Annotated in this window: 20 protein-coding genes and 1 tRNA gene; 10 read left to right on the top strand and 11 right to left on the bottom strand. The window is 73.2% G+C overall.

Annotation, left to right across the window (positions count from 1 at the left end):
- Positions 1-70: 70 nt before the first annotated feature.
- The 5 genes from rho to Aeryth_RS06620 all read right to left on the bottom strand — a co-directional run bounded on the left by rho (position 71) and on the right by Aeryth_RS06620 (position 6,958).
- Positions 71-1,984 carry a transcription termination factor Rho gene (gene rho / locus Aeryth_RS06640; RefSeq protein WP_067856253.1) on the bottom strand — a complete coding sequence of 638 codons (1,914 nt, stop codon included), beginning with the start codon at positions 1,982-1,984 and terminating at the stop codon, positions 71-73.
- A gap of 186 nt (positions 1,985-2,170) precedes the next feature.
- The gene (thrB, locus tag Aeryth_RS06635) at positions 2,171-3,064 is read right to left on the bottom strand and encodes a homoserine kinase (protein ID WP_067856250.1); all 894 of its coding nucleotides are present in this window, start codon (positions 3,062-3,064) and stop codon (positions 2,171-2,173) included.
- A gap of 11 nt (positions 3,065-3,075) precedes the next feature.
- Positions 3,076-4,140 carry a threonine synthase gene (gene thrC, locus Aeryth_RS06630; protein ID WP_067856247.1) on the bottom strand — a complete coding sequence of 355 codons (1,065 nt, stop codon included), beginning with the start codon at positions 4,138-4,140 and terminating at the stop codon, positions 3,076-3,078.
- A gap of 16 nt (positions 4,141-4,156) precedes the next feature.
- The gene (locus tag Aeryth_RS06625) at positions 4,157-5,473 is read right to left on the bottom strand and encodes a homoserine dehydrogenase (protein ID WP_067856245.1); all 1,317 of its coding nucleotides are present in this window, start codon (positions 5,471-5,473) and stop codon (positions 4,157-4,159) included.
- 78 nt (positions 5,474-5,551) lie between these two features.
- Positions 5,552-6,958 (bottom strand): MFS transporter, encoded by a 1,407-nt coding sequence (locus Aeryth_RS06620; RefSeq protein ID WP_067856242.1) that lies wholly within the window; start codon positions 6,956-6,958, stop codon positions 5,552-5,554.
- Positions 6,959-7,011: 53 nt separating this feature from the next.
- On the opposite strand from Aeryth_RS06620, the gene soxR reads away from it, so the two are divergent.
- The 4 genes from soxR to Aeryth_RS06600 are packed head-to-tail and all read left to right on the top strand — an operon-like array spanning position 7,012 to position 8,956.
- Positions 7,012-7,452, top strand: a complete 441-nt coding sequence (gene soxR / locus Aeryth_RS06615; RefSeq protein ID WP_236749838.1) for a redox-sensitive transcriptional activator SoxR — start codon at positions 7,012-7,014, stop codon at positions 7,450-7,452.
- A gap of 46 nt (positions 7,453-7,498) precedes the next feature.
- Entirely contained in the window at positions 7,499-7,969 is a 471-nt protein-coding gene (locus Aeryth_RS06610) for a hypothetical protein (protein WP_067856237.1), read from the top strand.
- A gap of 1 nt (position 7,970) precedes the next feature.
- Positions 7,971-8,645, top strand: a complete 675-nt coding sequence (locus tag Aeryth_RS06605) for an AzlC family ABC transporter permease (RefSeq protein WP_067856234.1) — start codon at positions 7,971-7,973, stop codon at positions 8,643-8,645.
- Positions 8,642-8,956, top strand: coding sequence for an AzlD domain-containing protein (locus tag Aeryth_RS06600; RefSeq protein ID WP_067856231.1), 315 nt, complete (start codon positions 8,642-8,644; stop codon positions 8,954-8,956). The genes Aeryth_RS06605 and Aeryth_RS06600 overlap by 4 nt, the downstream gene beginning before the upstream one ends.
- Before the next feature lie 16 nt (positions 8,957-8,972).
- Here the strand turns inward: Aeryth_RS06600 and lysA are convergent, their stop codons facing one another.
- From lysA to Aeryth_RS06585, 3 genes are all read right to left on the bottom strand, one after another.
- Complete coding sequence (gene lysA, locus Aeryth_RS06595; RefSeq protein WP_396127825.1) at positions 8,973-10,385, bottom strand: diaminopimelate decarboxylase; 1,413 nt, start codon at positions 10,383-10,385, stop codon at positions 8,973-8,975.
- Positions 10,382-12,046 carry an arginine--tRNA ligase gene (gene argS, locus Aeryth_RS06590; protein WP_067856228.1) on the bottom strand — a complete coding sequence of 555 codons (1,665 nt, stop codon included), beginning with the start codon at positions 12,044-12,046 and terminating at the stop codon, positions 10,382-10,384. Before argS ends, lysA begins: the two co-directional genes overlap by 4 nt.
- 63 nt (positions 12,047-12,109) lie before the next feature.
- Positions 12,110-12,502, bottom strand: a complete 393-nt coding sequence (locus Aeryth_RS06585; RefSeq protein WP_236749837.1) for a response regulator — start codon at positions 12,500-12,502, stop codon at positions 12,110-12,112.
- 81 nt (positions 12,503-12,583) lie between these two features.
- Between Aeryth_RS06585 and Aeryth_RS06580 the strand changes: the two genes are divergently transcribed.
- A tRNA-Arg gene (locus Aeryth_RS06580) sits at positions 12,584-12,655 on the top strand.
- Positions 12,656-12,977: 322 nt separating this feature from the next.
- Here the strand turns inward: Aeryth_RS06580 and Aeryth_RS06575 are convergent.
- Together Aeryth_RS06575 and Aeryth_RS06570 are read right to left on the bottom strand one after the other, a co-directional pair.
- Entirely contained in the window at positions 12,978-14,114 is a 1,137-nt protein-coding gene (locus tag Aeryth_RS06575) for an EAL domain-containing protein (RefSeq protein ID WP_144433702.1), read from the bottom strand.
- Positions 14,111-14,563 carry a DUF952 domain-containing protein gene (locus tag Aeryth_RS06570; RefSeq protein WP_202967714.1) on the bottom strand — a complete coding sequence of 151 codons (453 nt, stop codon included), beginning with the start codon at positions 14,561-14,563 and terminating at the stop codon, positions 14,111-14,113. Before Aeryth_RS06570 ends, Aeryth_RS06575 begins: the two co-directional genes overlap by 4 nt.
- A 67-nt stretch (positions 14,564-14,630) precedes the next feature.
- Here Aeryth_RS06570 and Aeryth_RS06565 point away from each other — a divergent pair, with 67 nt between their 5' ends.
- The 3 genes from Aeryth_RS06565 to Aeryth_RS06555 all read left to right on the top strand — a co-directional run bounded on the left by Aeryth_RS06565 (position 14,631) and on the right by Aeryth_RS06555 (position 17,994).
- Positions 14,631-15,647 (top strand): LLM class flavin-dependent oxidoreductase, encoded by a 1,017-nt coding sequence (locus Aeryth_RS06565; RefSeq protein ID WP_067856219.1) that lies wholly within the window; start codon positions 14,631-14,633, stop codon positions 15,645-15,647.
- 770 nt (positions 15,648-16,417) lie between these two features.
- Positions 16,418-17,458, top strand: a complete 1,041-nt coding sequence (locus tag Aeryth_RS06560) for a GNAT family N-acetyltransferase (protein WP_067856215.1) — start codon at positions 16,418-16,420, stop codon at positions 17,456-17,458.
- Positions 17,459-17,547: 89 nt separating this feature from the next.
- Positions 17,548-17,994, top strand: coding sequence for an OsmC family peroxiredoxin (locus Aeryth_RS06555; protein ID WP_067856212.1), 447 nt, complete (start codon positions 17,548-17,550; stop codon positions 17,992-17,994).
- 6 nt (positions 17,995-18,000) lie between these two features.
- Here the strand turns inward: Aeryth_RS06555 and Aeryth_RS06550 are convergent, their stop codons facing one another.
- Positions 18,001-19,272 (bottom strand): glutaminase, encoded by a 1,272-nt coding sequence (locus tag Aeryth_RS06550; protein WP_067856209.1) that lies wholly within the window; start codon positions 19,270-19,272, stop codon positions 18,001-18,003.
- 109 nt (positions 19,273-19,381) lie between these two features.
- Between Aeryth_RS06550 and Aeryth_RS06545 the strand changes: the two genes are divergently transcribed.
- Complete coding sequence (locus tag Aeryth_RS06545; RefSeq protein ID WP_067856206.1) at positions 19,382-19,708, top strand: hypothetical protein; 327 nt, start codon at positions 19,382-19,384, stop codon at positions 19,706-19,708.
- 70 nt (positions 19,709-19,778) lie between these two features.
- Entirely contained in the window at positions 19,779-20,843 is a 1,065-nt protein-coding gene (locus Aeryth_RS06540) for a winged helix DNA-binding domain-containing protein (protein ID WP_067856203.1), read from the top strand.
- Positions 20,844-20,914: the final 71 nt, after the last annotated feature.

The following is a 20,914-nucleotide window of genomic DNA, read 5'->3' as shown; positions in this document are numbered from 1 at the left end:
GCCGCGCCGGCCGTCCGTGGCACGCACGACGGGCCCGCCGACCGTGGTCGGCGGGCCCGTCGGGGCGTGCTCAGGCCAGGGGGCTGCGCTGGAGCGCGAGGAGCAGCTCGGCGTTGCTGCCGGTCTTCTCCAGCCGCCCGACGACCGTGTCGAGGACCTGCTGCGGGCTGCGCCCGACCAGGGCCCGGCGCGTGGCGACGAGGATGTCGAGCTCCTGCTCGTCGAGCAGCAGCTCCTCGTGGTTGGTGCGCGAGCCGGCGATGTCGACGGCCGGGAAGACCTGCTGGTTCTCGTCGACCTGCAGGCGCAGCACGCTGTTGGCGGCGCCGTCGATCTCCTCCAGCACGGCCTCGTCGACCACGGACGACGTGCCCGCCAGCGCCGTCGCGAGGATCGTCAGCGAGCCGCCGTCCTCGGCGTTGCGCGCCGCGCCGAAGAACGTCTTGACCGGGTGCAGGGCGGCCGCGTCGACCGCGCCGGCCATCCGGCTCGAGGCCGTGGACGCCTGGTGGTAGGCCCGGCCGAGCCGCGTGAGGGAGTCGAGCAGGACGACGACGTCGTGACCCAGCTCGACCAGACGCTTCGCACGCTCGATGGCGAGCTCGGCCACCGTCGTGTGGTCGGCGGCCGGACGGTCGAAGGTCGAGGCGATGACCTCGCCCTTGACCGAGCGCTGCAGCTCCGTGACCTCCTCGGGGCGCTCGTCGATCAGGACGACCATGAGGTGGCACTCGGGGTTGTTGGCCGTCAGCGCGTCGGCGACGGTGCGCACGAGGGCCGAGCGTCCACCACGCTGCTCCGAGACGACCAGCTGACGCTGTCCCTTGCCCACGGGCGCGAACAGGTCGATGAGGCGGGTGGTCACGACCGTCGGGTCGGTCTCGAGGACCAGACGCTCCTCGGGGTGCACGGGCGTCATGGAGGAGAACTCGATGCGGCCGCGCGCCTCCTCCAGCGGCGTCCCGTTGACGGTGTCGACCCGCACCATCGGGTTGAACTTCTCCTTGCGCTCGCCTTCGCGCGGCTGGCGCACCTGGCCGGTGACCGCGTCGCCCTTGCGCAGACCCCACTTGCGGACCATGGACAGCGAGACGTACACGTCGTTCTCGCTCGGCAGGTAGCCGGTGGTGCGCACGAAGGCGTAGTTGTCGAGGATGTCGAGGATGCCGGCCGCGGGGACCAGCACGTCGTCCTCGGTGTAGGTGGGCTCGCCGTCGGCACCGCGGCCGCCGCGGTTGCGACCGCGACGGTTGCGACGACGTCCGCCGGCCTCGTCGTCGTCGGCCGCCTGCGGGTCGACGCCGCGCTGGCCGTTCTTCTGCGGGGCGTCCTGGCCGCCCTGCTGGTCGCCCTTGCGCTGCTGGTCGCCGCGGCGCTGGTCGTCGTTCTTCTGACCGTCGCCGTTCTTCTGGTTCTCGGTGTTCTTCTGCTGCTCAGCGTTCTTCTGGCCGTCGCGCTGCCCGTCGTTCTTGGTGCGCTGGTTGCCGTTCTTCGGGCCCTGGCCCTTGCCCTGGCCGCGGTTCTGCTCGTCCTTGCCCTGGGCGTCCTTGCCCTGGGCGTCCTGGGGCTGGCCGTCCTGCGACGGGGCGCCCTGGGCGCGACGTCCGCGGCCGCGCGGGGTCTCGCGCGCCTGCTCCTCGGCAGCAGGTGCGCCCTGGGGCTTCTCGTCCTTCTCGACCTGGGGCTTCGCGCCCTGGGCCTTCTCCGGCGCGGTCGGCTCGACCTGCTGGGGTGCCTGCTGGGCGGGGGCGGCCTGGACGGCGCTCGGGGCGCTCTCGCCACGGGCGGCCTTGATGGCGTCGATCAGCTCGCCCTTGCGCAGCTTGCCGGCGTCGCTGATGCCGAGGCCGGACGCGATCTCGCGCAGCTCGGCGAGGACCTTGCCCCCGAGCGCGCCGCCCGAGCGACGGGCGGGCTTGGCGGGGGCGGCGGAGGCCGGCTCCGCCGACGGGGACGCAGACTGGTCAGTGGGGGTGTCGGTCACGAGGATGCTTCCTGGGTGGGAGGGGGCGCCACAGGCCCTCCGGCGAAGACCGGGGCACCGTGGCCACCCGCCGACGGCGGGCGGACGTACACGTGTCGGGGAACGGGATCCACACCGACGTCCGTCACTCTAGCAGTGCCCTCGGCCGCTCGATCCGCCCCCGACGAGCGCGGTCAGGGCCGTCGTTCAGGACGTCGGGACGACGTGGGCACCGCGGTCGGCGACGTCGACCTCGAGCACCCTCCAGCCGTCGGGGACGGCGTCCGTGACACCCCGGGCGAAGGCGAGCACCGTGGGCCCGGCACCGGAGATGACCGCCGGCACGCCGTCGACGCGCAGGCTGCGGACCAGGCGGTAGGAGTCCGGCATCGCGCCGGCGCGGTACTGCTGGTGCAGGAGGTCCTCCGTGGCCGACGCGAGCCGCTCGGGCGCCTGCGTCAGCGCCGCCACGAGCAGCGCGGCACGGCCGGCGTTCGTCGCGGCGTCGGCGTGGCTGACCACGTCGGGGAGCAGGCCGCGCGCGGCCTCGGTCGAGACCGGCTCCGGCGGCACGAAGAGGGTCAGCGGGACGGTGACGTCGAGGCGGACCGCCTCGGCGGCGAAGCCGTCGATCCACGCGATCGTCAGGCCGCCGAGGAGGGCTGCGGCGACGTTGTCGGGGTGACCCTCGATGTCCTGGGCGAGCTGCAGCGTCGCCCGGTCGTCGAGCGGCTCCACACCGTCGACGAGTGCCTTCGCGAGCACGATGCCGCCGACGATCGCGGCCGACGACGAGCCCATCCCCCGCCCGTGCGGCACCACGTTGCGGCACGTGAGCCGCAACCCCGGACGTCGCACGCCCATGAGGTCGAGGGCGGCGTCGAGCGAACGGACCACGAGGTGGCGCTCGTCGCGCGGCACCTCGTCGGCGGCCTCGCCCTCCACGACGACCTCGAGACCGTCGCCGGGGACGACCTCGGCGGTCAGCTCGTCGTGCACGTCGAGCGCGAGCCCGAGGGCGTCGAACCCCGGACCGAGGTTGGCGCTGCTGGCGGGCGTGCGGACCGTCACGGGCCCGCGGCGGAACGGCTGGTCGACCACGACGGCGCCGCTCAGGCCAGGCCGGCGGCGGCCGCGGCGTCGTGCACGTCGGCGTCGATGACGGAGTCGACCACGGACTCCACGCCCGACAGCGCCGTCTCGACGTCCTTCAGGCCGTGGCCCGTCACGGTCACGGCGATGCGCAGACCCGGGTCGACCTCGCCCGCCTCGGCGGCGGCCAGGAGGCCCGCGACCCCCGCCGCGGACCCGGGCTCGACGAACACGCCGTCGTGGGCACCCAGGCGACGCTGCGCGTCGAGGATCTGCTCGTCGGTGACGGCGTCGATGCGGCCGCCGGACGTGTCGCGCGCCTCGATGGCCAGCTGCCACGACGCCGGGTTGCCGATGCGGATCGCCGTGGCGACCGTCTCGGGACGCGCCACGGCCTCGCCACGGACGAGCGGCGCGGCGCCGGCGGCCTGGAAGCCCCACATCCGCGGACGGTGCGTGGCGAGACCGGCGTCGGCGTACTCGCGGTAGCCCATCCAGTAGGCGGAGATGTTGCCGGCGTTGCCGACCGGGAGCACGTGCACGTCGGGGGCGTCGCCGAGGACGTCGACGATCTCGAACGCCGCGGTCTTCTGGCCCTGGAGCCGCACCGGGTTGACCGAGTTCACGAGCGCGACCGGGTACTCGTCGGCCAGGGCCCGCGACAGCTGGAGGCACTCGTCGAAGCCGCCCCGCACCTGGATGACCTCCGCGCCGTGCATGACGGCCTGGGCCATCTTGCCGGTCGCGATCTTGCCGTGCGGGACGAGCACGATCGGGGTGAGCCCGGCACGAGCGGCGTAGGCGGTCATCGACGCCGACGTGTTGCCCGTCGACGCGCACACCACGGCCTTCGCGCCCTCGCCGACGGCCACGGAGATGGCCGCCGTCATGCCGCGGTCCTTGAAGGAGCCCGTCGGGTTGTCGCCCTCGACCTTGAGCCAGACGTCGCCCTGGACGACCGAGGACAGCCAGGCCGAGTGGACGAGCGGCGTGCCGCCCTCGCCCAGCGAGATCACCGGGGTGTCCTCGTCGACCGGGAGCCACTCGCGGTACTCCTCGAGCACACCACGCCACGGCTGCGCCATCAGCGGAACTCCTTCATCAGTTGAGGCCTTCGACCCGCATGACCGACGACACGTCGCGCACCATGTCGAGCGCGCGCACCACCTCGACGGTCGCGGCGAGCGCGGCGTCGTCGGCCTCGTGCGTCACGATGACGAGCTGGGCGTCGGAGCCGTGGCCCTCCTGGCGGACCGTCTTGATCGACACGTCGTACTGCGCGAAGGCGTCGGCGACCGACGCGAGCACGCCCGCGCGGTCGTCGACGTCGATCGACACGTGGTAGCGGGTACGGGCGCGGCCGACGTCGAGCACGTCGAGGTCCGCGTGCGCGGTGTCACCGGGTCCGTGCACGTCCTGGCGGCGGTTACGGGCGACCGAGACGAGGTCGCCGAGCACGGCGCTCGCCGTGGGCGCGCCCCCGGCGCCCGGACCGTAGAACATGAGCTGACCGGCCGACTCGCTCTCGACGAACACGGCGTTGAACGCGCCGCGGACGCTGGCGAGCGGGTGGCTCTTCGCGATCATGGCGGGGTGGACGCGAGCCGACACGGCATCGCCGTCGGGCGTGCTGATCTTCTCGCAGATCGCGAGCAGCTTGACGACGCAGCCCATCTCGTCGGCCGAGCGGACGTCGGCGGCGGTGACGTCGGTGATGCCCTCGCGGTGCACGTCGCCGATGGTCACGCGGGTGTGGAACGCGAGCGACGCGATGATCGCGGCCTTGGCGGCGGCGTCGAAGCCCTCGACGTCGGCCGTGGGGTCGGCCTCCGCGTACCCGAGGCGCTGGGCCTCGTCGAGCGCGTCGGAGAAGCCGGCGCCCGTCGTGGTCATGGCGTCGAGGATGAAGTTGGTGGTCCCGTTGACGATGCCGAGCACCCGCTGCACGGCGTCACCCGCCAGCGACTCCTGGAGCGGGCGGATGATCGGGATGGCGCCGGCCACCGCCGCCTCGAAGGCGATGTCGCGCTCGGCCTTCTCGGCGGCCTCGAACAGGTGGGCGCCGTCCTCGGCGAGGAGCGCCTTGTTGGCCGTGACGACGGAGGCACCGTGCTCCAGGGCGGCGAGGATCAGCTCGCGCGCCGGCTCGATGCCGCCGATGACCTCCACGACGACGTCGAGGTCGCCGCGGGCGACCAGCGCGTGCGCGTCGGTGGTGAACAGCTCGGCCGGGAGGTCGAGGTCGCGCGCACGGCCGAGACGGCGCACGGCGATGCCGACGAGCTCGATCGGGGCGCCGATCCGACGCGCCAGCTCGTCGCCGTCGCGGGTCAGCAGGCGGGCCACCTCCGACCCCACGACGCCGCAGCCCAGCAGGGCGACCTTGAGGGGTCGGTCGGACGGCGCGGCGGTGTTCACGGGCGACAGCCTATCGGCGTCGTCGGGCGTGCCCGCTCGCAGTCCGCCACGCCGAGACACCCGAGGCCGGCCGCCCGGTCAGCGGGCGAACCCGCGGCCGAGGAGCAGCAGGCCGAGCGTGACCCCGACCGCGGGGACGGCGAAGGCCACGAGCACGGCCGTCCCGAGGCCGTGGGTGAGCAAGCCTGCGAACACGGCGGCACCGAGCGCCAGGGCGACCGACTCGGCGATCGAGTCGTTCGACTCCATCGCCGCGCTCGTCGCCGCCTCCTCGCCCGGGGCGCACCTCCCGAGCATCTCGGTGACGACCGTCGACGACAGCACGCCCATGCCGAAGCCGCCCACCAGCCACACCGCGGCCACGAGCACCACGGGAACGGCCGGCACCAGCGCCAGGAGCACCGCCGAGAGACCGGCCGCGATCGACAGGCCACCCAGGAGAGCACGGCGGAGCGGGCGGTCCAGCGCCGCGCCCAGCCGCTCGGGTCGCGACACGGCGGTCGCGCCCAGCCACCAGGTGAAGGCCGTCCCCGAGATCGCCGCACCGGCCTGCCCGACGGACAGGCCACGCAGCTCCACCAGGACGAGCGGCACGTACACCTGCGCCCCGAAGTACGACGACATGAGGAGCGCCCGCGCGCTCATGAGCGACGGCAGACCTCGCCCACCCGTCCAGGTGCGGGGCGGCACCAGGTGCCGGACCGCGACCACCAGCACCACGAGCGCGGCGGCGAGCAGCCAGGGCCACGCGGCGACCGATCGCTGGCCCGCGACCGACACGAGCAGGACCGCCGCGGTCGCCGCCACCGCGGCGAGCGGCGACGACGTGACCGTAATTGCATCGTCCGACCGTCGTCCGTGCGCCCGATCGCCGCCGAGGGCCTGCCACGCCACGACGAGGCTCGCGGCGGCGAGCACCGGGCCGAGCAGGAAGACCGCCCGCCAGCCGGCGACGTGCGTGAGGAGTGCCGCCGCGGCCGGTCCCACCACGGCCGGCACGGTCCAGGCGCTCGTCATGACGGCGAGCGCACGCGGACGCAGCCGCTCCGGGTACTCCTGCGCGACGACGACCCACAGCGCCACGCCGATCGGCCCGTCGCCCAGCCCCTGCACGGCCCGCCCGACGAGGAACCCGGTCATCGAGTCGGCCGTGCCGCACACGAGGAGGCCGACGGCGAAGACGCCCACGCCCCAGGCGAGCGCCGGGCGTGGTCCGACGCGGTCGATCCACGGTGCGGCGACGGTGCGCGACACGATGCTCACCGCGACCGGCAGGGCGAACGCCAGCGCGTAGCTGGCGAAGCCGTCGAGCGACCTCGCCACCTCGGGCATGACGCTGATGACCGCGAGCGACTCGAAGGCCACCAGGAACGCCAACGAGAAGAGCCCGAGCGACGTCCGGCCGAGCCGGCCCCGCCAGATGGACGTCGGCTCGTCGGGGTTGGGTGCGGGGGCGGACGGGTCGACGTCGGGCGCAGCGGTCATGGAAGGAGCGAACAACCTCGACTAAGGTCGAGGTCAAGCCGAGGGAGATGCCAGTGGACGCGACGGACCGACTCACACCGCAGGAGGTGGCCGCCCGGTCGGGCGTGGCGGTCACGGCGTTGCACTTCTATGAGTCGCGTGGCCTCATCACCGCCACACGGACGGCGGGCAACCAGCGACGCTACGGACGCGACGTGCTACGACGTCTCGCGTTCGTCCAGTTCTCCCAGCGCCTCGGCATCCCCCTCGCCGAGATCGGCGAGGCGCTCGCATCGCTCCCCGACGACCGCGTGCCGACCAAGCGGGACTGGTCACGGCTCACCTCCCGCTGGCGCGCCGACCTCGACGCCCGCATCGCCCGCCTGCAGGCGCTGCGCGACGACCTCGACGGCTGCATCGGCTGCGGCTGCCTGTCGCTGCGCAGCTGCTCGGTCTACAACCACGACGACGAGCTGGGCCGCCGCGGCCCCGGGCCGCACCGAGGCCTGACGTGAGGCGGATCGGTCACGGGGCCGGTTCCGCGTCGCCTACCCTGGTCCGGTGAGCACGCGCCCGAGCAGCCTGTCGTCGAGCCTGCGGCAGCTGGGGCCCGTCAAGGTGGTCGGACTGGTCACCATCGTCGTGGTCACGGTCGTGCTCGTGTGGGCCGTCCTCGACGTACGGTCCCTCCTCGCGCAGGCACCGGCCGCGCAGGTCGCCGCCGGACCGGACGCGTCGGCCGGGGCCCGTGGCAGCACGACCGAGCGACAGGTCGCGGTCACCGTCACGTTCTCCGGCACCGGCCCGTTCAACGCCACCGTCGTCGACGCCTCCAAGCGCGAGCGCACGTTCCGCTCGGGCGGCGAGGACGTGAAGGTGACACGCGTCTACGAGGGTGCCGGGCCGTACGTGCTGGCGAGCGTCCAGACCACCGGCAACGCCACGGTCCGCTGCCGCGTCGCCGTCGACGGGAGGCAGACGTCGTCGACCGAGCAGTCGGGCCTCTACGCCCAGACCGTCTGCGCCGGCTGAGGTGGGCGCCGACGACCGCGCCTCCTTCCGGGAGGGGCTGAGGCTCGGGCTGCCGTTCGCGGTGGCCTCCTTCCTGCTGTCGATGTCGTTCGGCGTCGTCGCCCGCGAGACGGGCTTCAGCGTGCTCGCCGCCGTCGCGATGTCGGTGCTCGTGTTCGCCGGGTCGGCGCAGTTCGCGGCCGTGGCGGTCCTCGCCGCCGGTGGAGGCGCGGGCGCGGCCGTCGCCGCCGGGACGCTGATGAACTCGCGCTTCCTCCCGATGGGCATCGCGCTCGCGCCGTCGCTGCCGGGGCGCGCCTGGTGGCGAGGGATGCAGGGGCTCGCCGTCGTCGACTCCTCCTGGGCGCTCGCGGCGCGTGGCGACGGCACGTTCGACCGCTGGCGCCTCTTCGGCACCACCGCACCCCAGCTCGTCGCCTGGTACCTCGGCACCGTCGTCGGCGCGTTCGGCGGTGAGCTGATTGGTGACCTCGACCGCTTCGGCCTCGACGCCGTCTACCCGGCGTTCTTCCTCGCGGTCCTGCTGCCCGAGCTGCGCGACCGCGACCGGCGGGGCGTGGCCGTCGTCGGCGGGCTGCTGGCGCTCGCACTCGTGCCCGTCGCTCCCCCGGGCGTGCCCGTGCTGGCGGCGGGGCTCGCCGCCCTGTGGGGACTGCGTCGGCGGGAGGCGTCGTGAGCACCATCTGGGTCACCATCCTCGGCCTCACCGTCGCGACGGCCGCTGTGAAGGCCCTCGGACCGGTGCTGCTCGGTGGTCGCGACCTGCCGGAACGGTTCACCGGCGTGATCGCCCTCATGGCCCCGGCGCTGCTGACCGCGCTCGTGGTGACCAGCGTGCTCGCGGACGGTGACCGGTGGCACGCCGGTGCCGACACGGTCGGCGTCGCCGCCGCCGGCGTGGTCGCGTGGCGCGGCGCCTCCGTGGTGACCACGCTCGCCGTCGCGGTGGTGGTGACGGCCCTCCTGCGCCTCGCGGGCCTGCCCTAGCGGCGGGCCGACGTCGTCAGCCGACGTCGAGCGCGAAGAGGTCGTCCTCCGTCTCGCGGCGCAGGATCAGCCGTGCCTCGCCGTCGCGCACCGCGACCACCGCCGCACGCGGCACGTGGTTGTAGGTGCTCGCGAGCGAGCGGCAGTACGCTCCGGTGCCGGGGACGGCGAGCAGGTCGCCCGCTGCGACGTCGCCGGGGAGGTACTCGTCCTTCACGACGATGTCACCGCTCTCGCAGTGCTTGCCGACCACGCGGCTCAGCACCGCCGGCGCCTCGGAGCGGCGCGACGCGAGGGTGCAGGAGTAGTCGGCGCTGTAGAGCGCAGGTCGCACGTTGTCGCTCATGCCGCCGTCGACCGCGACGTAGCGACGCGACGCTCCCCCGTCGAGACCGACCGACTTGACCGTGCCGACTTCGTAGAGCGTGAAGGTCGTCGGGCCGACGATCGCGCGCCCGGGCTCGATCGACAGGTGCGGCACGGCGACGTCGAGCGCCCGGCACTCCGCGTGCACGATGCCGAGCAGGCTGTCGGCCAGCTCGGCCGGCGAGCGGGGGTCGTCCTGTGTCGTGTACGCGATGCCGAAGCCGCCGCCGAGGTCCATCTCGGGCGGGACGACGCCGAGCTCCTCGATGATCCGCGCGTGCAGGCGCAGCACGCGCCGCGCGGCCACCTCGAAGCCGTCGGCCACGAAGATCTGCGAGCCGATGTGCGAGTGCAGGCCGAGGAACCGCAGGCCGCCTCCGTCGGGCCGCTGGGCGGCGACGATGCGGCTCACGGCGTCGAACGCGGCACCGTCGGCGATGGAGAAGCCGAACTTCTGGTCCTCGTGCGACGTGGAGATGTACTCGTGGGTGTGCGCCTCGACGCCCGCCGTCACGCGGACCATGACGGCCGCCTCGCGACCGGTCTCGGCCGTGAGGGCGACGAGCCGGTCGATCTCCTCGAGGGAGTCGACGATGATGCGTCCGACGCCGGCCTCGAGCGCGCGCCGCAGCTCGGCCACCGACTTGTTGTTGCCGTGCAGCGCGAGCCGTTCGGGCGGGAACCCGGCGCGCAGCGCGACGGCGAGCTCGCCGCCCGTGCACACGTCGAGGCTCAGCCCCTCCTCCTCGACCCAGCGTGCCGTGGCGACGCAGAGGAAGGACTTGCCGGCGTAGTAGACCTCGCACCCCTCGAAGGCGTCGCGGAAGGCTCGCGCGCGGGTGCGAAAGTCGTCCTCGTCGAGCACGTAGAGCGGCGTGCCGAACTCCTCGGCCAGGTCGGTGACCGACTCGCCAGCAACGGTCACGACGCCGTCGACCTTGGAGACGTTGCGGGCCCACAGCTGCGGCACGAGCGCGTCGACGTCGTCGGGGCGCCGCAGCCACGCCGGTCCGCGGTCGCCGGCCTGCCCGTGCAGGGCGCCCGCCTCGTGCGCCCGCATCACATGCGCTCCGGGGCCGAGACGCCGAGCAGGCCGAGACCGTTGGCGACGACCTGCCGGGTCGCGTCGACCAGCACCAGACGCGCGCGGTGGACGTCGGTGGCCTCCTCGTCGCCCTGCGGGAGCACGCGGCAGACGGCGTAGAAGGCGTGGAAGGCGGCGGCGGTGCGCTCCAGGTAGCGGGCCACCCGGTGCGGCTCGCGCAGCTCCGCCGCGCGTGACGCCACCTCGGGGAAGCTCGCGAGGGCGCGCAGCAGCTCACCCTCCTTCTCGTGCTCGAGCAGGCCCGGGTCGAAGCGGTCGAGGCCGTGGTCGACGCCGAGGTCGGCGGCGTTGCGCAGGATGCTCGACAGCCGCGCGTGCGCGTACTGGACGTAGTAGACGGGGTTGTCGTTCGTCGTGCTCGCCCAGAGGTCGAGGTCGAGGTCGATCGGCGAGTCCGTCGAGTACCGCGCCAGGGCGTACCGGGCCGCGTCGACGCCGATGGCGCCCACGAGGTCCTCGAGGGAGATGACGGTGCCGTTGCGCTTGCTCATCCGCAGCGGCTGGCCGTCGCGCAGGAGGTTGACCATCTGGCCGATCAGCAGCTCGAGGTTGACGCCCGGCTCGTCGCCGAACGCGGCACACATCGCCATCATCCGCGAGACGTACCCGTGGTGGTCTGCGCCGAGCATGATGAGGCAGCGGTCGAAGCCCCGCTCGCGCTTGTCGAGGTAGTAGGCGAGGTCGCCGGAGATGTACGCAGGCTGACCGTCGGACTTCACGACGACCCGGTCCTTGTCGTCGCCGTAGTCGGAGGTGCGCAGCCAGCGGGCGCCGTCCTTCTCGTACATCTTGCCGAGCTCGTCGAGCCGCGCGATCGCCCGGTCGACGGCTCCGGACGCGTGCAGGTCGTTCTCGTGGAAGTACACGTCGAAGTCGACGCCGAAGTCGTGCAGCGACGCCTTGATCTCCGCGAACATCAGCTCCACGCCCTCGGCGCGGAGCAGCTCGGTCGCCTCGGCGTCGGGCAGCGACGCGACGTCGGGGTGCTTCGCCACCACGTCGGCCGCGATCTCGTGGATGTACTGGCCGCCGTAGCCGTCCTCGGGCGCGTCCTGGCCGCGCGCCGACGCGAGCAGCGACCGCGCGAAGCGGTCGATCTGGGCGCCGTGGTCGTTGAAGTAGTACTCGCGGGTGACGTCGGCCCCGGCGAACGTCAGGAGCCGGCCGAGCGAGTCGCCCACGGCGGCCCAGCGCACGCCGCCGATGTGGATCGGACCCGTCGGGTTCGCGCTGACGAACTCGAGGTTGACCCTCTGACCCGCGTAGAGGCCGCTGCGGCCGTAGTCGGCCCCGGCCTCGAGCACGTGCGCGGCCACCTGGCCCTGCGCGTCAGCGGCCACCCGCAGGTTGAGGAAGCCCGGGCCGGCGACCTCGGCCGCGCTCACGCCGTCGTGCTCGGCGAGCACCGCCGCGAGGTCGGTGGCGAAGTCGCGCGGGTTGAGGCCCGCCTTCTTGGCGAGCTGCAGCGCGATGTTCGTGGCGTAGTCGCCGTGCTCCTTGACCTTGGGTCGCTCCACGCGCACCTGGGCGGGCACGCCGTCGGGGAGGCTGAGCCGTCCCTCGTCGACGAGCCGCTGGAGGGCGGACACGATCACGTCGCTGAGCTGCTCGGGAGTCACCGCACCAGCCTATCGAGCGGCGCGCCGCTCCCCGCCCGCGGGAAGCCCCGACGCGACCGTCGCTCAGGCCTGCGAGCGGCGCTGGATGACGTCGTTGACCGTCGACACCAGGTGGTCGGGGTCGAACGGCTTCGTCACGTAGGCGTCGACGCCCGCGTCGAGGCCTCGCTGGATGTCGGCCGGCAGGTTCTGGGTGCTCACCATGACGATGCCGAGGTGCCGCAGGCGCTCGTCGGCGCGGATCGTGTGCACGGTGCTCACACCGTCCTGCCGCGGCATCATGACGTCGACGGTGACGACGTCGGGCAGGTCGTCCGCGTCGGCCGAGGCCCGCAGCCGCTCCACGCAGTCGAGCCCGTCGACGGCCTCCCGCACGTCGAATCCCGCCAGCTCGAGGTTCGTGCGGATGAGGAACCGGATCGACGCGGTGTCGTCAGCGATCAGGACCGTGGGCACGCGCACCACCGTAGCGGGCGTGAGGTAGGGTCGTACCGCACTCGGCCAGACCGGTCACCGCACCCGCGGAACCGTGCACCGGCCCCCGTAGCTCAGGGGATAGAGCACCGCCCTCCGGAGGCGGGAGCGCAGGTTCGAATCCTGCCGGGGGTACCCATGGCAGCGCATCGGACCCGTCGCCACCTGGCGGCGGGTCACTGGTTGCTCTCCCGGTCGTGTCGCCCGTTCAGCGCACCGGCCTTGGCCGTGTAAACGCCTGTCACATTTCTTCTCGTCCAGGCAGCGCGGAGGTGCCGGACGTCGTAGGCTCAGGCCTGCGCCGGACCGCCCACCCCTGGATGCGGACGGCGCAGCAGCGCCCCTGCTCTCGGACAAGGAGAGCAGGGGCGCCTTGCTCCCGCGTGCGGGAGCACGAGGAACGATACGCTCGTCCGGATCCTGACCCGACGGGCCGAGCGGCGGCTCGGGCGGCTGGTCAGTCGCAGGTGCCGCGCACGACGTGCGTCACGCCGAGCTCGTCCATCCACGGCAGCTCGGCGTCCGAGACGCCCAGGGCGACGCAGTCGGCGTCGATCTGCGCGGCCAGCGTCGCGATCGACTCCACGAGCACCCGCCGTCGGACGTCGTCGGCCAGGCCCTGCACCAGCTCGGGGTCGATGCGCAGCACGTCGGGCGAGAGCAGCAGGATGTGGCGCAGCTCGGCCGCACCGTCGCCCACGCGGTCGACCGCGACGCGCGCGCCCAGCCGCCGCAGCGGCTGCAGCAGCGCCGTGAGCTCCTCGTAGTCCTCGATCGTCTCGTCGACGTCGAAGCGCAGCATCAGGCGCGACGGCGGCATCGAGGCGATCAGCGCCTGGAAGGCAGGGTCGCGCAGCGCCTCCGCCGACAGACTGACGCTCACGACGGGCACCGACGTCTCCTCGACGGCCTTCAGCGTGCGTGACAGCACCGACAGCTCGAGCTCGACACCACGGCCCACCTCACGCGCCTCGCCCAGCCGCCGACGGAACGGGCGGCCGTCCGCGAAGCGGGCCACCGCCTCGTGGCCGACGACCGCACCGGTCCCGACCTCCGAGACGGGCAGGAGCTCGATCGTCGCGTCCTCCAGGGCGCCGTCGATGGTCTCCGCGAGGTCGGCCAGGTCGGTGAGCCGACCATCGACCTGCTCCTCCATCTCGATGAGACGCATGATGAGCACCGCCGTCGCCCGCAGCACCTCCGCCTCGGCCGGCGACAGGTCCGGGTGCGGATCGCGCGAGAAGGCGCACAGCGTGCCGAAGAGCTCTCCGCTGCTGCGCGTCATCGGGACGCCGACGTAGGCACCGATGCCGAGGTAGGACGTGTGGAACGCGTCGACCGTGAGCGGCTCGCTGGCCGTGTCGGGGACGACCTCGCCCAGCTGGCCGCTCGTGATCATCTGGCAGTAGGTGCCCTCGTACGGCTCGCTGAAGCCCACCTGGATCGGCAGGTCGACGTCGGAGACGAGCGCACGGAACGAGCGACGGTCGCCCTCGATCTCGCTGATGAAGGCGACGTTGAGACCGAGCTCGCGACGCACCAGGTCGACCATGGCCGTCGCTGCCGTGCGTGCGTCCGTCCTGAGCCTGCTCACGCGCCTTGCCTCTCGGAACCCCGAACCGTCGTCTCGGAGGTGATCCTAGGGTCTTCCTCCCAGATCCGCACCGCGACGCGACCCTCCCACCCCACCTCGCCGACCGACGTGACGGCGTCACGGTCGAGCGGACCGAAGACGTGCGGGAAGAGGACGTCGTCGCTGACCCCGGGCGGCGGGACCGGCGACGCCGCCTCGTGCACCACCTCCGCCTGCAGCCGCGTGACGTCGAGGCGCAGGACCAGCAGCGGTCGCGGTGCGTCGGCGTAGAACGCCGTGGCCACCGCGAGCGTCGTCGCCTCGTCGGGCGAGCAGTGCACGAAACCCTCCGTCGCGAGCGACGCGGGCGCGTACGGACGGTCGGGGTCGGCGGCCCAGTCGGGCGCCGGGACGAGGTGCAGGATCGTGGTCGGGCTGGGCGGTCGAGGAACGTCGCCGTCGGGGGTCACGGGGTCATGGGACCACGAACACCCTGAGGACGGGAATGCGCCACGCTCGCGTCGCCTTGACGCAGGCATGAAGAACATCGGGTTCCTGTCGTTCGGGCACTGGTCGGACTCGCCGCACTCGGCGACCCGCAGCGCCTCCGACGTGCTGCACCAGTCGATCGAGCTCGCCGAGGCGGTGGAGGACCTCGGCGGCGACGGCGCGTACTACCGCGTGCACCACTTCGCGCAGCAGCTCGCGTCGCCGTTCCCGCTGCTGGCCGCGGTCGGCGCGCGGACAAGCCGCATCGAGATCGGCACGGGCGTCATCGACATGAGGTACGAGAACCCCCTGTACATGGCCGAGGACGCCGGGGCCGCCGACCTCATCAGCGACGGACGCCTCCAGCTCGGCATCAGCCGTGGATCACCGGAGCAGGTGATCGACGGCTACCGCTACTTCGGGTACGCCCCGAGCGAGGGCCAGAGCGACGCCGACCTCGCCCGCCAGCACACCCAGGTCCTGCTCGAGGTGCTGAAGGGTCAGGGGTTCGCCGAGCCGAACCCGCGACCGATGTTCCCGAACCCGCCGGGCAGGCTGCGCCTCGAGCCGCACTCCCCCGGCCTGCGTGACCGCATCTGGTGGGGTGCCGGCACCCGCGCGACCGCCGAGTGGACCGCGGAGCAGGGCATGAACCTCATGAGCTCCACCCTGCTCACCGAGGACACGGGCGTCCCGTTCCACGAGCTCCAGGCCGAGCAGATCCAGCGCTTCCGCGACGCGTGGAAGGCCGCCGGCCACGAGCGCGAGCCGCGCGTGTCGGTGAGCCGCAGCATCTTCGCCCTCGTCGACGACCGCGACCGCGCGTACTTCGGCGGCTCGGGCGGCGACGACCAGGTCGGCTTCCTCGAGGGCGGCCGCGCCCGCTTCGGCCGCACCTACGCCGCCGAGCCCGACCAGCTCGTCGAGCAGCTGCGCGAGGACACCGCCGTCGCCGCCGCCGACACCCTCCTCCTCACCGTCCCCAACCAGCTCGGTGTCGAGTACAACGCCCACGTCGTCGAGAGCATCCTGAAGCACGTCGCGCCGGAGCTGGGCTGGCGCTGAGCGGGGTCGTCCTGGCGGTCGCGCCTCTTCGTGCGTGGGCTGGGTCGGGGTGTGGTTGCTGGAGCACTGCCTGCGGTGGTCGTGACCTTGGTCGTGCGCTGCCGCAGGGGGTCTCGACCTGCTGAAGCGCTGCCGCAGGGGGTCTGGGCTTGCTGGTGCGCCGCCTCGGCCCTCGCTGGGGGTGTTCTCCGAAAGGGCCTCGACCGGGCGGCTGGCATCCGCGCTGGTCTGGAGTCTCGGGCTGTGGGTTGGGCACGGGGTTGACCCAAGATTCTGCGTTCGCGCGTCGGGGTCCAAGGATTCTGCGTTCGTCACGGGATCCCGTCGCGAACGCAGAGACGTCTGCGCCGGCAGCCCGGTATCGGTGGATCTTCAACCGCAGAGCGGCTCCTGCGGTTGCAGATCCACCGATAGGACGCGCGAACGCAGAACGGTGGGTCAAGAACGCAGAAACGAAGAATCGTGCGTCACCCACAGGCCCAAGCCAGACCCCGAGACCCGAGGCCGGCCCAGGCCCGCTGCCGGTCGAGGCCCTCTCGGAGGCCACACCCAGCGCCAGCCGAGGCAGCGCACCGCCAAGGTCACGACCACCGCAGGCAGCGCACCAGCAACCGCAAGCCCCCTGCGGCGACGCACCAGCAAGGCGAGAACCCCGCAGGCACCGCACCAGCGCGACGAGACCCCCGCAGCCCCCGCCAGCAACCCCAGACCCCCCACCTCCCCCAGGGCCGACGCGCGCGAGACGGCGGAGGTGGGAGACTCATGACCCGATGAGCCCAGCAGACGAGACCGCCCCGACCGAGATCGACGTCCCCGACCTGCCCGGCCCCTGGACCGCGCGCGTCCCCACCTACGGCGACGTCGACGCCCTCGTGCGCCTGCGCCACCTCGACGAGCTGCAGGGCACGGGCGAGGCGCACGTCGACCCGGCCGGCATCGAGAACGAGGTCGCGGGGCAGGCGTCGTGGACGCGCCGCCAGCTCGTGGCCGTCGGCGACGACGACGTGCCCATCGCCTGGATCACCGTCCACGACCGCGCCGCGGGACGCGCCCTCGTGTGGGGGTACTTCGACCGCGACGTCGCCGAGGTCGACGAGATCGCCGGTGTGCTCTACGCGTGGGCGGAGGAGGTGGCGATCCTCATGGCGCGCATCCGCGGCATCGACGCCACCCGCCTCGACGAGAGCCCGTTCGCCGACGACACCCGCCAGGCCGGCTGGCTCGAGCAGGCCGGCTACGCCAAGCGGCGCACGTGGCTGCACATGGAGCGGCCCGTGCGCGACGGCGACGCCGACCTCGAGCCCCGCGAGGGCGTGCTCGTGCGCACCGTCGAGAAGCACGAGAACGGGTTCCCCGTCGCGTCGGACCTGCAGACGGTGCACCACATGCTCGAGACGTCCTTCGAGGACCACTTCAACAACTACCGCGAGTCCTTCCCCGAGTTCGTGCAGCGGATGCGCGAGGAGCCTGGGCACCGGTGGGACCAGTGGTGGCTGGCCTACGTCACGGACGAGGACGGCGAGCAGGTGCCGGCCGGCACCGTCGTGTGCTCCGTGCTGCCCGGCAAGCACGGCGGCCCGGAGGGCACCTACGTCGAGTACATCGGCGTCAACCGGCACGCCCGCGGACGCGGTGTCGCGAAGTCGCTGCTCGCCGCGGTCATCAGCGACGCCGCCCGACGTGGCCGCAACCGCGTCGGCCTGGAGGTCGACGCCGACTCCCCCACCTCGGCCGACCAGCTCTACCTCTCGATGGGCTGGGAGACCGACTACGTGACCGACTCCTGGTTCAAGGACCTCACGCTCGACTGAGCCGGGCCCCGCCGCACGCATCAGGTTGCGGGACCTTCCCACGCTCGTAGCGTCGGAGGTACACATCCCACCCACCGGCAGGAGACACCATGCCTACTCGCACTGCTCGCACCGCCTGGGACGGCGGCTTCGAGGACGGCACCGGACAGGTCGAGCTGACCAGCTCGGGCCTCGGCACCTTCGAGATGTCCTTCCCGAAGCGTTCCTCCGACGACGGGGGCGGCGTCACCAACCCCGAGGAGCTGCTGGGCGCGGCGCACTCGGCCTGCTACACGATGCAGCTGACCGCCGTCCTCGAGAAGAACGGCGGCACGGTCCGCTCCATCGAGACGAAGGCCGACGTCTCGCTCGGCAAGGACGACGCCGACGGCGGCTTCAAGATCCACACCATCGCCCTGACCGTGCGGGGCGAGGTCGAGGGCGTCGACGACGCCACCTTCCAGCAGGCCGCGGAGGAGGCGAAGACCGGCTGCCCGCTCAGCAAGGCGCTCGCCTCGGTCGACCAGATCACCCTCGACGCGACCCTGGAGAGCTGAGCCGGCTCACTCCCCCACGGCGGCGGCTGCGTCCTCGAACACCTCGGGGACGTAGCCGCCGCCCGCGTCGGGCCCCTGCCCGTCCCCGCCGCCGAGCACCGCGGACGGGTCGACGAGCCGCACGTCGTGCCCGTCGAGGTGCAGCCGGCGCACCCCCTCCAGCAGCATCCGACGCGCGACGTCGTTGACCCGGTGCACCCGCTCGAGGTCGAGCACGACGGGCGCCTCGCCCTCCGGCTCCTCCTCCAGGCTGCGCAGCACGCGCTCGGCCTCGACGAAGCGCAGGTCGCCGGCGACCTCGTGCACCGCCACGCGCGAGCCACCGCGCTCGACCCGCCGCACCACCGAGCGCGCCACGTCGGAGACCTCCATGAGGTGCAGGCCCATGTCGCGCGACAGCCGCTCGAACACGCGCACGCCCCGCGCGCTGTTGCCGTGCCGGTCGAGCCGTGGGGAGAAGACGGCGATGCCGACCTGGCCCGGCAGGACGCCGATCAGCCCGCCGGCCACGCCGCTCTTGGCCGGGATGCCGACCGTCGTGAGCCAGTCGCCCGCGGCGTCGTACATGCCGCAGGTGGCCATGACGCTCAGCACCTGCCGTGCCACCTGCGGCTCGAGCAGCTGCTCCCCGTCGGGCGCGCGGCCCTGCCCCGCGAGCACCGCGGCCATGCGTGCGAGGTCGCGGACGGTGACCGACACGGCGCACTGGCGCGTGTAGCCGCGCACGACGTCCGGCGGGGCTCCCTCGAGGATGCCGACGGTGCGCAGCATGTAGGCGATCGCCATGTTGCGGTCGGCGGTGCCCAGCTCGGACTCGAAGACCGCCTCGTCGACGTCGAGCTCGCGCCCGGCGAGCCGGGAGTAGAAGGAGCGCACCCGCTCGAAGCGTTCGTCGGAGCCGGGTCCTGCGACCAGGGCGTGGGCCGCGATCGCCCCCGCGTTGATCATCGGGTTGCGGGGACGCCCCGAGCCACGCTCGAGGGAGATCTCGTTGAACGCGTCGCCCGACGGCTCGACGTCGATCTTCTCGACGACGGCGTCCAGACCCTGGTCGGCGATGGCCAGCGCGTACGTGAACGGCTTGGAGATCGACTGGATGGAGAACGCGACGTCGGCGTCGCCGGCCGTGGCCACCACGCCGTCGAGCGTGGCCACGGCGATCGCCAGCCGGTCGGGGTCGGCCTGCGCGAGCTCGGCGATGTAGTCGGCGACCTCGCCGTCGTCGCCACCGCACTCGTCGAGCACCTGGGTGAGGTAGTCCGGGATCGGGGTGCGCATGCGTCGATGCTGTCACGCAGCGGGCGGGTCGCTGGCGTCGGACGGGTGGCTCGCCCTAGCGTCGGTGGCGGGCGGGGCGCGGCCCCGTCACCGACCAGGAGGGGATCCCGTGCACGCACCGCGCAGCACCACCGTCACGACCACCCACGACGCCGAGCGGACGTTCGCCGCCCTCACGGAGCTCGCGTCCGCGCCGCCCTACACCGAGGTCGCCCGCGACGACGCATCGCGCACCGTGGGCTTCACCAGCGGCAAGACGGCGTTCTCGTGGGGCCACGAGTACGTCGCGACGGTGACGCCCACGGACGACGGGGCGTCGGTCGAGATCACCGCGGGAGGCTTCGACGACAAGCCCAAGGCCCTCCTCGACGGCCGCAAGAACGTCAAGGCCGCGGGCAAGGTCGGGCAGGCGCTGCAGGACGCGCTCGGTTCCTGAGACGGCGGTCGCCGGCGAGGCACCCGCGCGGAGGAGCCGTCCTGTCCGTGCCGGGTGGGAGCATCATCGGGTGCACCAGTCACTCGCGCCGTACCGGCTGTGGTCCCAGCGTCTCGCAGGCACTCCACTCGCCGACGCCACCGCGGTGGTGCGCCACCTCGGGGCGGTGCAGTCGCAGGAGCACACCACGGCGCCCTGGAGCATCGCCCGCCGCTGCGGCACCCCTCCGCTCGCCGACGTCCTCGACCAGCTCGACGCCGGCGGGGTCGTCCGGACGCACGTCCTGCGCACCACCTGGCACCACGTGCACGTCGACGACCTCCCTCGTGTGGTCGCCGCGACCAGCGACCGCGTCATGGGCCAGCTGCTGCCCCACGTCCGGCGCCAGGGCCTCGAGGAGTCGGCCCTGGCCGCGGCCAGCGAGGTGGTCGTGGACGCGGTCCGCGATGCCCCGGGGTGCACCCGCGACGACGTCGCCGCTCGCCTGGACGACGCGGGGACGCCGTTCGGTGGCGACCTCCTGGCGCACGTCGTCATGGCCGCCGAGCTCCGCGGCGAGGTGGCCGGACGGCGCGACCCGGGCGGCCCGCACCGCTACCGACCGCTCGACCTCGCGCCCAGCACGGCGGGGGTCGACGCCGAACGGGCGTGGCTCGCCGCCACCTACGCCCGCGGGCACGGCCCCTTCACCCCGGCCGACCTCGCGTGGTGGTCGAGCCTCACCCTCACCCAGGCGCGTCGAGCGGTCGCCGACGCCGGGCTGCACGAGGTCGAGCTCGAGGGCCGGCGGCTCTGGTCGCCGCACCCGCAGGACGAGCTGGACGACCACCGGGCCGACGTGCCCGCGGCGCTGCTGCTCTCCCAGTTCGACGAGCTCGTCTCCTGCGTGCGCGACGCCGACCTGCGCACGGAGGTCGGCGCGGGGTACATCGCGACGATGTCCGGCGCGGGGCTCCTCGTGCTCGACGGTCGACTCGCGGGCCACTGGAACCGCTCGGTGCGCGCCGGCACGCTCACGGTCGTCGTGCACACCGGCGCCACCCTCTCGCGCGCTCACCGGTCCTCGCTCCACCACGAGGCTGCGGCGCTCGCCACGTTCCACGGCTTGTCCGACGTCGTCGTCAGCGTGGCCTGAGGCAGCCGCACCCCCGCGCACCGACCCTGTTCCGCCGCCCCGATCGACGCGATCGCGGTGCGACGAGGATC

The organism is Aeromicrobium erythreum, from assembly GCF_001509405.1.
In the GTDB taxonomy this organism is placed as follows: Bacteria; Actinomycetota; Actinomycetes; order Propionibacteriales; family Nocardioidaceae; genus Aeromicrobium; species Aeromicrobium erythreum.
This window is presented reverse-complemented; position numbering and strand designations above follow the sequence as displayed.